The following is an 11,560-nucleotide window of genomic DNA, read 5'->3' as shown; positions in this document are numbered from 1 at the left end:
TGCGTCTGTCTCTGTGTCTGTCTCTGCTCAACCCGTCCGCGTCCGCGGGTTTCTGACGTGGTGCGCTCCGCATGGGTCACCCACCCCTCATCGTGCACAGCAACAGCGCCAAGGAAGCTAGACCTCTTTCGGTGACCCGCCAATAGCTATGACCGCGATGGCACAAACTTTGTCCTGAGTGTGGATAAACGAGGAGCCCGAAGCTACGGTGTGCCCGTCCGGGGGGTCCTTGTCACCCCGTCAATCTCGTTACGGCTCCGGGGAGTTCGGCGATGACGGAAGCACTGGGCGGGCAACTCGGCAGACGCGGATTCAACCGCCGGCTCTTCGGCGGAGGGGCCGCGGTGGCTGCCGGGCTGACATCGATGTCGGGCGTGCTTCCCGGTTCGCCCGCGGGGGCCGCCGAGTCCGGACCGGCCTCCGGGGCGCGCCTGGCCGAGGCGAACGGTGAGACCCGGCACATCAAGCTGTACGTCGAGAAGCTCGCCGACGGGCAGCTCGGCTACGGCCTGGAGCAGGGCAAGGCCACGATCCCCGGGCCGCTCCTGGAGATGGTCGAGGGCGACACCCTGCACATCGAGGTGCACAACCTGACGGACGCCGCCGCCAGCCTGCACCCGCACGGTGTCGACTACGAGATCGGCAGCGACGGCACCCGGCACAACAACAGCCATGTGGAGCCCGGCAGTTCACGCACGTACACCTGGCGCACACACGCCCCGGGGCGGCGTAAGGACGGCACGTGGCGGGCGGGCAGCGCGGGCTACTGGCACTACCACGACCACGTCGTCGGCACCGACCACGGCACGGGCGGCCTGCGCAAGGGCCTCTACGGCGGGCTGATCGTGCGGCGCGAGGGGGACGTCCTGCCGGACCGGACGTACACGATCGTCTTCAACGACATGACCATCAACAACCTTCCCAAGGGGCCTGACCTCAAGGCGACCATGGGCGAGCGGGTCGAGATCGTGATGATCACGCACGGCGAGTACTACCACACGTTCCACATGCACGGTCACCGCTGGGCGGACAACCGCACGGGCATCCTGACCGGCCCCGACGACCCCAGCCCCGTCATCGACAACAAGATCACCGGACCTGCGGACTCCTTCGGGTTCCAGGTCGTGGCGGGGGAGGGGGTCGGGGCGGGGGCGTGGATGTACCACTGCCACGTCCAGAGCCACTCGGACATGGGGATGGTGGGGATGTTTCTGGTGGCCAAGGCGGATGGGACGGTGCCGGGGCACGGGGGTGAGCACGCCGAGCACTAGAGCTTGCTCTGGCCTGGCCTGGCCTGGCCTGGTCGCGTCCCGCCCCCGAGACATCCGGTCGAGTGGGTTCCCTCTTCCCCCGTGAGTCGGTGTGCTGAACGGCTCGTCGAGGGGGCCTACTTGGCCGGAGCAGGGCTTGTTTTGATCCCCTCCCCGCCCCTTCCCGAAAGTCCTGGCGGACGGCGGGCACCGGCGGCGCGGCCCTGGGCCCGGCTTCAGGGGCCTGGGGCCCCGCCTCCTGCCTGGGGCTACGCCCCCGGACCTCGCTCTCGGGGCTTCGCCCCGTGCCCCGGCAGTTGTTCGGGTGCCGTGCGGTTGCGGTTGGTCGCGCAGTTCCCCGCGCCCCTGTCGGGGCTGTGTTCCCGGACCTTGCTTTCGGTGGTTGCCGTGTCCGTTCCTTGCTTGGGGTTGCGGTGCTGGCCCCCGTTCTCGGGGCTTCGCCCCGTACCCCGGCAGTTGTACGGCTGCCGCGCCGTTGTGGTTGGTCGCGCCGTTCCCCGCGCCCCTTTCGGGGCGGCTATCGCCGCTCCAGTCCGCAGATTGAGCAGGGCTCTTGCGAGGAACCCTGGTCGTTCACGACCAGGAGGAATCGCATCTTGTGGCCGCGACGCGGAGCGTCGCGGTGTCGGGATTCGAGTGCGGAGCACTCGTAGAGCTGCCCGGCGGAGCCGGGGACGGCTTGTGCATCAGCCGGGTCGCTTCTGGTTCTCGATGTACTCCTTGACCGCCGCGAGTGGGGCGCCGCCGACAGAGGCGGCGAAGTAGGACGGTGACCAGAAGTGCTCGCCCCACAGATATCGGTTGATGTGGGCAGGAAACTCCTGGCGCAGGCGGCGCGCGGATACACCCTTGAGGGAGCCGACCAGTCGGGCCAGGGCGACCTTGGGCGGGTAGTGGACCAGGAGGTGGACGTGGTCGGCCTCGCCGTTGAACTCGCGCAGCTCGGCATCGAAGTCGGCGCACACGTCCCGCATGACCTCCTCACAGCGGACCAGGAGTTCGTCGGTGAACACTCCGCGCCGATACTTGGGAGTGAAGACCAAGTGAGCATGCAGGCTGTAGACGACGCTGCGTCCCCTGCGTATATCCGGGTTTGATTCCCATCTCGGTGACACAGATCAACCTTAGGAGCTAGCCTGCTGGCGTGAAACTGGTGGTGCAGGTCAAACTCCAGCCAACACCCGTGCAGGCACAGGCACTTGAGGCGACCCTGCACGCCTGCAACGAGGCCGCGACCTGGGTGAGCACGGTCGCGTTCGAGACAGACACCCAGCGCACCTACGACCTGCGCAAGCTCACCTACACCGAAATCCGCGCCCGGTGGGGCCTGGGCGCGCAGGCCGCCCAACACGTGATCAAGAAGACCTGCGACGCGTACACGGTCCTCAAGGCCAACCTGAAGGCCGGGAACCTGGGCCGACCGGGATCGAAGCGTCATGCGAAGGCGACCGGGAAGCCGATCACCTTCCGGCCCGAGAGCGCGCAGCCGTATGACGACCGGATGCTGTCCTGGCAGATGGACCAGCGGCGTGTGTCGATATGGACCGTGAACGGGCGGGTCAAGGATGTGGGATTCACGGGCGGGGCAGGGCAGTTGGCCACCCTGGCGAAGTGCCGCAAGGGCGAGTCCGACCTGCTGTACCGGGACGGCATGTGGTTCCTGCAGGCCACCTGCGAGATCCCCGAACAGCCGTTGAACACCGAGGTGACCGACTTCCTCGGCATCGACCTGGGCATCGTCAACGTCGCCACCACATCCGACGGTCAGATCATGGCCGGACGTCAGATCAACCGTGTCCGGGAACGCGAACGCGCCCTGCGGACCAAGCTGCAGAAGAAGAACACTCCCTCCGCCAGACGCCGGCTGAAGAAGCGGCGGAAGAAGGAACAGCGGCGGGTACGGGACATCAACCACAAGATCGCCAAGCATGTGGTGGCCGAGGCAGAACGCACCGGACGCGGCATCGCCCTGGAGGACCTGGGCGGGATCCGCGAGCGGGTACGGCTTCGCAAGCCCCAACGGGCCACCCTGCACTCCTGGGCGTTCGCCCAGCTGGACGGCTTCATCGGATACAAGGCCCGCCGTGCGGGGGTGCCGGTGGTGCACGTCGAGGCGGCGTACACCTCCCGCACCTGCGCCGAGTGCGGGCACATCGACAAGGCGAACCGGGCCACACAAGCCCGGTTCGTGTGCCGGTCCTGCGGATTCGTTGATCACGCAGACCGCAACGGCTCCCGTAACATCCGCACGCGTGCGTGCGAGGTGTGGCGGCGACGCGGGGCCGAGTCAACGGCCCCTGTCCCACGCCCACGATCCGGGCGCGGGACTGGACGCAAGCGCACCGCCACAGCCAGTGGCGCCCGCCGTGCAAGCCCCTCGCTTTAGCGAGGGGTAGTTGACTCCCCACCTGCAAGAGGCGCAGTCCTGGCATCTGAGGGGGCGGGGGGCAAATCCAGCCTCTCCGCCATCTGGGAGGTGGGGCGAATCAAGTCCCTCCGGTGTCTCGGGGCGCGCCCCCATCGAGTCCCTCCACGCTTGGGTGGCGGGGCGAAATCAGCCTCTCCGGCGTTTGAGGAGCGGGGGTTCGGGGGCTGGCCCCCGGGATGGGGTCCGGGGCGGAGCCCCGTAGCTGGGGCCAGGGGCGGCGGCCCTGAAGCTGGGGCCAGGGGCGGCGGCCCTGAAGCTGGGGCCAGGAGTGGCAGCCCCGGGCAGGGGGAGTCCAGGGGCGGCAGCCCCGAAGCCGTCCGCTAGGACTTTCGGGAAGGGGTGGGGAGGGGATCAAAAGAACGAAGCCGCTCGGTGCGGTCGCCGAGCCGACCGCACCGAGCCGGGCAGCCGGCCTCGGTGACTATCCTGGCCGCGCCGCCAACCCCTCGAGGAGTCCAACGGTGACCGCACCCCGCCCCACCCTGGAAGCCGTCGCAGCCCACGCCGGCGTCTCCCGGGCGACCGTCTCCCGAGTCGTCAACGGCGGTACAGGCGTACGCAGTTCACTCGCCGAAAGAGTCCTCCGCGCGGTCGACGAGCTGGGCTACGTGCCCAACCAGGCCGCCCGTTCCCTCGTGACCCGGCGACACGACGCCGTGGCCGTGGTCATCGCCGAACCCGAGACCCGCGTCTTCACCGACCCCTTCTTCGCCCGCCAGTTGCGCGGCATCAGCAAGGAACTCACCGCCCTCGACTCGCAGTTGGTGCTGCTCCTCGTCGAGGGAAGGAACGACTACGCCCGCGTGGGCCGCTACCTCGCGGGCGGGCACGTCGACGGGGCCCTGGTCTTCTCGGTGCACTTGGACGACGAACTCCCTGACATCATCCGCCGATCCGCCCTGCCCACCGTGTACGGCGGCCGCCCGGACCGCGACGGCGAGCACACCCCGTACGTCGACTGCGACAACCGCGGCGGCGCCCGTGAGGCCGTACGGCATCTGCGGTCCCTGGGCCGGGAGCGGATAGCGCACATCACGGGGCCGCTCGACCAGACCTCGGCCGTGGACCGCCTCGACGGCTACCGCGACGTACTGCCGGACGCCGACCCGGCGCTGCTCGCGCACGGCGACTTCACCCCGGCGGGCGGCGAGCGTGCGATGCGCGAACTCCTCGACCGCAGCCCCCAGTTGGACGCGGTTTTCGCGGCGAACGACCTGTCGGCGGCGGGTGCGCTGCGGGTGCTGCACGAGCAGGGGCGGCGGGTGCCCGAGGACGTGGCGGTCGTCGGCTTCGACGACCTGGAGCCGGTCGCCGAGCAGACGAGCCCGCCGCTCACCACCGTGCGCCAGGACGTCGAGGAGATGGGCCGTCTCATGGCCCGCCTGCTGCTCCGCGGACTGGAGCGGGACGGACGGGAACGGGACGGACGGGAACGGGGCGACGCCCAGGAGGGCCCCGGAGAGAGCGTGGTCGTCACACCGACCGCCCTCGTCCGCCGGGCCTCAGCCTGAACGCCCGCCCGCCCGACTGCCCGCTCAGGAGCCGACCGACACCGTGAACCGCCGCGGGTTCCCGTCGTGCGCGGCGCCCGACACGTCCGGCTCGCCGTCGGGACGTACGTCGTCGTACGGAAACGCGTACCCGATGGGGGAGTTGGCGTGGACGACGCGCGCCCAGTGGTTGGTCGTCGCGTCCTGGTAGTAGTCCGCCGACGTGGTGCCGTTCGGCTGCTCGGGGTGGCTGAGCATGATGCTGCGGTTGAAGCCCGCGGCGAGCCGGGCGATGAGGCCCTTCTTGTCGTCGGGGTCGTCCGGGTTGTTGGCGAACGGGCCGTGGTTGCAGGTGAAGACGTCCTTCGAGGTCGGCTTGGGGAAGCTGTGGCCGCCGTCGAAGGACAGCGTGTCCCCGTCGACCCGGCCGGCGAGCACACCGCGTCCGCCCTGCAGGTCGATGCGCAGGTCCTCGGAGCGGTACTTCTCCCAGACCTGGTCGACGTACCCGTCGAACACGTCACGGAAGGGCATCTCGTCCGGCCGGTCGAAGTACGGGGCCATCAGGTTCTGCGGCGAGATCACCCGCAGCACGTCCCCGCCGTCGCCCTTGATCACCAGCTGGTCCCAGGGCTGCCCGTCCTTCGCGGCCTGCGCGGCCAGATCGTCGGCGATCTTCTGCACGGCGCCGTCCGGCAGCGGCGCCACCTCGTGTGTGCCGTCGCCCTCCAGCCTCAGCCCGATCGGCAGCGCGGTCACGAGGTCGACGTAGCTGATGTTGGCGTACAGCTGCTGAGGGTTGAACGTGAACTCGCAGAACGACCAGGTGCGCCCGTAGTTGGGGTCCTCCTTCGTGGCGAACGCGGGCTCCACGAGGGAGGGGCCGGGGTTGAGGAAGAAGTCCAGCTTGTCATCGCGTACGAAGTAGACGCGCGCGCCGAACATTTGAGGAAGCGTCAGGACGACGGGGGCGTCGCCGGGGCCGCCCAGCGGGATCGCGCAGTCGACGGGGAGCGGAGTCTCCGGCTCGGCGGGCGACTCGGGCTTGTAGACGCCGCCGTCCGGCCGCAGCAGCACCCAGCGGTCGGTGCCCTGCTCGTGCCCGGTGACGTACGCGTGCACCGTGCCCGTCAACGACTTGTTCTCCAGGGCGAGTTCACAGGTCTCGGGCGCGGCCTCGGCGCTGGGGCTGAGGGCGCTTCCCCAGGCGGGGTAGCTCAGCGCGGTGGCGGCGCCTGCGGTGGCGGTCAAGAACACTCGACGCGATATCACGGAGTCTCCTGGGGTGTGGGGGGCGCGGGGTTGGGGGCGCCCGCGTGCCGACCACAGTGGCCAACTCCCTTAGTGGCGTCAAGAGTTGTGGCTGAGAGCGCTCTCTTAGGGAAGGTTCCTTCATAAGTCGGAGGAGGTGGGCGGGGTGACCGCCGCCCGGCGTACCGGCGGATCGGTAAACGGACGGATCGACGAACCGGGGATCGGCGAACCCGGGGCTCGGCGGATCGGTGGATCGGTGGATCGGCGGATCGGTGGGGCGGCGGGCAGGCGAATGGGCAGGTCGGCTCTCCGGGACGCGATTGTCAGTGCCCGGTGCCAGACTCGGAGAGGCAGGGAGAGCAGGACACCTCTAGGGAGCGATCATGCTGACCACCCGTTTCGTCACCGGTTCACTGACCTGGACGGACGTAGGCACCCCCGACATCGACCGGGCCAACGGCTTCTACGGCGGGGTCTTCGGCTGGGCGTCGGAGAGCGCGGGCGAGGACTTCGGGGGGTATGTGACGTACCGCAGCGACGGCCAGTCCGTGGCCGGCGGCATGCAGGTCCCGGAGGCGGACGCCCCGCCCGCCTGGTCGCTGTACTTCCGCACGCCGGACATCGAGGCCACCGCCAAGGCCGTCGAGCAGGCCGGAGGCACGGTCGTCCTGGAGCCCGTCGACGTAGGGGAGCTCGGGCGGATGGCGGTGTTCACGGACCCCACGGGCGCCGGGTTCAGCGCCTGGCAGGCCGGGCAGATGCAGGGCTTCGAGGCCGTGCAGCGACCGGGCTCGCTCTGCTGGGCCGAGCTGTACACCTCGGACGTCGCCGCGGCCTCCGCCTTCTACAGCAAGGCGCTCGGCCTGCAGACCTTCGAGGTCCCCTTCCCCGGCGGTACGTACACGACGCTGTACCCGGAGGGCACGGACGCGGAGTCGATGCTCGGCGGAGTGGTGTCGAAGGAGATCGACCCGCTGGAGGCCGAGGGCCCCTCGCACTGGCTGCCGTACTTCGAGGTGGCCGACTGCGACGCGGCCGCCGCGAAGGCGGGCGAGCTCGGCGGCTCGGTGGGGATGCCGCCGAAGGACCTGCAGGACGTGGGCCGCATCGCGAAGCTGACCGACCCGTTCGGCGCGCGCTTCGCGGTGATGAGGCCCGCGCCGCGACAGGGAGGAGAGGGGGAGAGCTGAGCGAGGACTGCCTTCCGGGGGGGGGCGAGGGGCGAGGGCCTCGAACGTCGGCGGGCCTCGGCGACGTCGGAGGCCCGTCCCCGACCAGCCCCCGACCAGCCCCCGACCAGCCCCCGACCCGCCCCCGACCCGCCCGCGACACGCCCGCGCGCCGCCTTTCCTGGGGTGGCGTACTACGGCATGCTGCACGAGCTTGCGCACCGGCCGCCCGGGAGTGAACGGGCCCGTTGATGCTTCGTTGATCCTTTGTTTATCGGGGCCCGACACGATGGCCCACATGATCGGCAAGCCCACCACCCAGACCCCGTACCCCGGGGTGTCCGAATCCCGCCCCAGCTGGCTGGACCTCGCGCTGTGCGCCCAGACCGGGTCGGCGTTCTTCTTCCCCGAGCCGGGCAGCTCCGTGCGCGAGGCCAAGCAGATCTGCCTGGCCTGCGAGGGGCGCGCCGCCTGCCTCGAGTACGCCCTCGCCAACGACGAACGGTTCGGCGTCTGGGGCGGCCTGTCCGAGAAGGAGCGCGAGCGCCTCAGGAAGGGCCCCGCCCGCACCCCGGCCGACCGCGCCTGAGCACACGGTCACCGGGCCCGGCCCGCCGCGACGTCAACGATGACGACCTGAGCGGTCCAGCCGGCACCGGGCTCCCGGGACGGATCCCAGCTCACCTCGACGTCCGCCCCGTGGAACTCCCGCGCCGACCGCACCACCATGGCGGCCGCGGCGGCCCGCGCCTCGGCGGGGTCGGCGTCCACCGCAACGCCGGAGAGCCGGCCGCAGACCGTCCCGCCATCGGCGGTGCGGACGCTGTGCCGCCAGCCTTCCGGCGTCTCAAGGAGGAGGATGCCCTCCGGCATGCCGAAGGGCGGCTGCTTCTGATCCCGCTCGCGTCTCGCCACGTAGCCATCCAACCGCGTCGGCTTCCCACCGGAGCGAGCCGGTGTCGGCCGGTCCCAGCCGAGCGGCGGTCCACGTGCGGCGGCCGCGGCCCGACGTGCCCGATGCGCCATGACGTGACCTCGCATGACAAGACATCCGGCATGACTCAGGGCCGGCCCGTACCGTGGAGATGGCGGTGCAGGCCGGCCCTGAGGGGGTTCGCGGTGCCGGGAAGGTCAGCGGCCGCGGGCCGCGATGCGGGCCTTGCGGGCGGCGAGCTTCTCGTCGAACTTGGCGGCCTCGGAGTCCAACCCGCCCATGAACATGCCGAGTTCCTCCTGCGCCTTCAGGCCCTCCGGGTCGAGCCCGTCGATCTCCAGGACCTTCAGGTGACGCAGGACGGGCTGCAGCACGTCGTCGTGGTGGATGCGCATGTTGTAGATCTCGCCGATCGCCATCTGCGCCGCGGCCCGCTCGAAGCCGGGCATGCCGTGGCCGGGCATGCGGAAGTTGACGACGACGTCCCGCACGGCCTGCATCGTCAGGTCGGGGGCGAGCTCGAAGGCCGACTTCAGCAGGTTCCGGTAGAAGACCATGTGCAGGTTCTCGTCGGTCGCGATGCGCGCCAGCATGCGGTCGCAGACCGGGTCGCCCGACTGGTGGCCGGTGTTGCGGTGCGAGATCCGGGTGGCCAGCTCCTGGAACGCGACGTACGCGACGGAGTGCAGCATCGAATGCCGGTTGTCCGACTCGAAGCCCTCGCTCATGTGCGCCATCCGGAACTGCTCCAGCTTCACCGGGTCGACGGCCCGGGAGGCGAGGAGGTAGTCGCGCATGACGATGCCGTGCCGGCCCTCCTCCGCGGTCCAGCGGTGCACCCAGGTGCCCCAAGCGCCGTCGCGGCCGAAGAGCGTGGCGATCTCGTGGTGGTAGCTGGGCAGGTTGTCCTCGGTCAGCAGGTTCACCACGAGGGCGGTCTTGCCGATGTCGGTGACCTTGGACTGGCCGGGCTCCCACTCCTCGCCGTCCTCGAAGAACTCGGGGAAGTTGCGGGCGTCGCCCCACGGCACGTAGTCGTGCGGCATCCAATCCTTGGCGACCTTCAGGTGGCGGTTGAGCTCCTTCTCCACGACCTCTTCGAGGGCGTACAGCAGCCGTGCGTCGGTCCAGGTGTCCGGGCTGCCGAGGTGGGGAGAGGCGATCGTCACGGGTGGCTCCAACGGGGACGGAGGTGCTTGCTCTTGCTGCGGCGTACCTACGGGGACGTAGCCTACGAGACCGTAGGTTACGAGACCGTAGGTTAAGTGGCAGGTAAAGGAGCGCCCCCTCCAGGGTGGGCGGCTGGCTGATTTCTCCCCTATGCCCCCTATGTGGCCAGGGGGTTTGTGGCTATCCGTACAGATTGCGCAGTCGGACCGAGAGGCATGTCACGCAGCCTTCGAGCTTCTCGAACTCGCTGATGTCCACGAGTACGGGCTCGTAGCCGAGGTCGGCGAGCAGCTCCGCGGACTTCGGGGCGCTCGCCGCCATCAGCAGCTTCGCGCCGCCGAGAAGGACGACGTGCGCGCCCGGCTCCTCCGGGACCGGCAGGAACCTCTCGAACAGCGACGGGTTGTCCACGAGCGGCGGGTAGCCGATCACCGTGCCGTCGGGCAGTGCGGTGACCGCGGACTTCAGGTGCAGCACCGATGCCACCGGCACCGCGACGACCCGGGCCCCGAGCGGCTCGAAGGCGGCGCGCAGCTGCCGCACCCCGTCGGCGTCGGTCCGGCCGCCGCGCCCCACATAGAGGGTGTCGCCGATCTTCAGAACGTCCCCGCCGTCCAGCGTGCCCGGCTCCCTGACCCGGTTCACGGACGCGCCGAGGTCTGCCACGGCCTGCTCGACGGCGCTCGTCTCGGCCCGGCGGGACTCGGCACCGGGGCGGGTGATCAGGGCGACGTTGCGGAACATCACCACGGCGTCCTCGACGAACACCGCGTCCGGGCAGTCGTCCGCCGGGTCCACCTCGACGGTTTCCCAGCCGTGCGCCCGCAGCGCCTCGCCGTACGCCTCCCATTGCGCGAGCGCGAGCGATACGTCGACCGGGGTGCGCTCCAGGTGCGTCACGAGCCCCTCGGCCAGACGCGGGCCGGGGCGGCGGATCAGGGCCTTCTTGCTTGCCACGGGTGGGGCTCCTTACCGGGGGTTCGGTCGTCCGGGCCATGATGCAGGTACGCGGGGGCGCGCCGGAACCCCTGGCAGGGGCGTGCCCCTTCAAGGGGCGCGGGGAACTGCGCGATCCCCCGACGATCGGCGGCTGCGGCCGATGGTGCGGGCCTGGCAGACGCGTCTGCCTGCTTGTGGCTTCGCGGCCGGGTGCGGTCCGGTGGGGTCCGGTCGCGCCCACGCGGCGGAGCCGCACGTGTCACAGCCCGCGCCCCTGAACTCGCCCTTCGGGCTCGCCTCAGGTGCGCGCCTGCCTGTCCCCCCGACCTCCCGAGGTCGGTGCTGTTCACGTACGTCTGCCCGTGGAAGGTGCCCACGCGGAACGGCGGGAAGCGGATCGCGCCGTCGGCGAGGGACCTCGACTCGTCCAGGATGCGCCCGTGGTCCGGCCGGACCGTGCGGCCCAGGCCGTCGCACTCGGGGTGCATCCCGGACGGGTCGTTGAAGCAGTACGCCGTGGCGGGGCCCGCGCTCGGCGTCCCGTACCGCGAGAACAGCACGCGGACCACCGAGTACACGTCCGTCATCGTGCCGACGGTGGACCGGGAGTGGCCGCCGGTCGGCCGCTGGTCGCCGACGATCGCGGGCGCGAGGTCCTCCAGTCCGTTCGCGTGCGGCCGCTCGTACGTGGGCAGCCGGTTGCGGACGAACCAGGGGAAGGTCTCGCCGAGTTGACGCTGCGACTCGACGGCGATCGTGTCGAAGACGATCGACGACTTCCCCGACCCCGACCCCGACACCCGGTGAAGACCGTGAGCAGGCCTTTCGGGATGCGCAGGTCGACGTCCTCGAGGTTGTTCTCGCGGGCTCCGGTGATCACGATGTGCTCGGGCAGACAGGGCATG

The 11,560-nt window shown here is 70.3% G+C and carries 10 protein-coding genes and 1 pseudogene; 5 read left to right on the top strand and 6 right to left on the bottom strand.

Annotated elements, in window-relative coordinates; genetic code table 11:
• Positions 1-272 precede the first annotated feature (272 nt).
• Positions 273-1,271 (top strand): multicopper oxidase domain-containing protein, encoded by a 999-nt coding sequence (locus QIS96_RS22930; protein WP_282544581.1) that lies wholly within the window; start codon positions 273-275, stop codon positions 1,269-1,271.
• A 686-nt stretch (positions 1,272-1,957) separates the two neighbouring features.
• On the opposite strand, the gene tnpA is transcribed toward QIS96_RS22930, so the two are convergent.
• A complete protein-coding gene (gene tnpA, locus QIS96_RS22925; RefSeq protein WP_282544580.1) occupies positions 1,958-2,386 on the bottom strand; it encodes an IS200/IS605 family transposase in 429 nt (142 codons plus the stop codon).
• A gap of 29 nt (positions 2,387-2,415) precedes the next feature.
• On the opposite strand from tnpA, the gene QIS96_RS22920 reads away from it, so the two are divergent.
• Together QIS96_RS22920 and QIS96_RS22915 are read left to right on the top strand one after the other, a co-directional pair.
• A complete protein-coding gene (locus tag QIS96_RS22920; protein ID WP_282544579.1) occupies positions 2,416-3,657 on the top strand; it encodes an RNA-guided endonuclease InsQ/TnpB family protein in 1,242 nt (413 codons plus the stop codon).
• Positions 3,658-4,160: 503 nt separating this feature from the next.
• On the top strand, positions 4,161-5,210 hold the full coding sequence (locus QIS96_RS22915) for a LacI family DNA-binding transcriptional regulator (protein WP_282544578.1): 1,050 nt from the start codon (positions 4,161-4,163) through the stop codon (positions 5,208-5,210).
• 24 nt (positions 5,211-5,234) lie between these two features.
• Here QIS96_RS22915 and QIS96_RS22910 read toward each other — a convergent pair whose 3' ends face one another.
• Complete coding sequence (locus QIS96_RS22910) at positions 5,235-6,446, bottom strand: glycoside hydrolase family 64 protein (RefSeq protein WP_282544656.1); 1,212 nt, start codon at positions 6,444-6,446, stop codon at positions 5,235-5,237.
• 380 nt (positions 6,447-6,826) lie between these two features.
• Here QIS96_RS22910 and QIS96_RS22905 point away from each other — a divergent pair, with 380 nt between their 5' ends.
• Positions 6,827-7,633 (top strand): VOC family protein, encoded by an 807-nt coding sequence (locus QIS96_RS22905; protein WP_282544577.1) that lies wholly within the window; start codon positions 6,827-6,829, stop codon positions 7,631-7,633.
• A gap of 277 nt (positions 7,634-7,910) precedes the next feature.
• The gene (locus QIS96_RS22900; RefSeq protein ID WP_282544576.1) at positions 7,911-8,201 is read left to right on the top strand and encodes a WhiB family transcriptional regulator; all 291 of its coding nucleotides are present in this window, start codon (positions 7,911-7,913) and stop codon (positions 8,199-8,201) included.
• A gap of 8 nt (positions 8,202-8,209) precedes the next feature.
• On the opposite strand, the gene QIS96_RS22895 is transcribed toward QIS96_RS22900, so the two are convergent.
• The 4 genes and pseudogenes from QIS96_RS22895 to QIS96_RS22880 form a co-directional block, all read right to left on the bottom strand.
• Positions 8,210-8,527 carry a hypothetical protein gene (locus QIS96_RS22895; protein WP_282544575.1) on the bottom strand — a complete coding sequence of 106 codons (318 nt, stop codon included), beginning with the start codon at positions 8,525-8,527 and terminating at the stop codon, positions 8,210-8,212.
• 216 nt (positions 8,528-8,743) lie between these two features.
• Positions 8,744-9,715 carry an acyl-ACP desaturase gene (locus tag QIS96_RS22890; RefSeq protein WP_282544574.1) on the bottom strand — a complete coding sequence of 324 codons (972 nt, stop codon included), beginning with the start codon at positions 9,713-9,715 and terminating at the stop codon, positions 8,744-8,746.
• A 181-nt stretch (positions 9,716-9,896) separates the two neighbouring features.
• On the bottom strand, positions 9,897-10,673 hold the full coding sequence (ddaH, locus tag QIS96_RS22885) for a dimethylargininase (RefSeq protein ID WP_282544573.1): 777 nt from the start codon (positions 10,671-10,673) through the stop codon (positions 9,897-9,899).
• A gap of 314 nt (positions 10,674-10,987) precedes the next feature.
• A pseudogene (locus QIS96_RS22880) lies at positions 10,988-11,559 on the bottom strand (excinuclease ABC subunit UvrA); the annotation flags it as partial.
• Between the last annotated feature and the right edge of the window lies 1 nt (position 11,560).

It is taken from the genome of Streptomyces cavernicola, from assembly GCF_029968035.1.
GTDB lineage: Bacteria > Actinomycetota > Actinomycetes > Streptomycetales > Streptomycetaceae > Streptomyces > Streptomyces cavernicola.
This window is presented reverse-complemented; position numbering and strand designations above follow the sequence as displayed.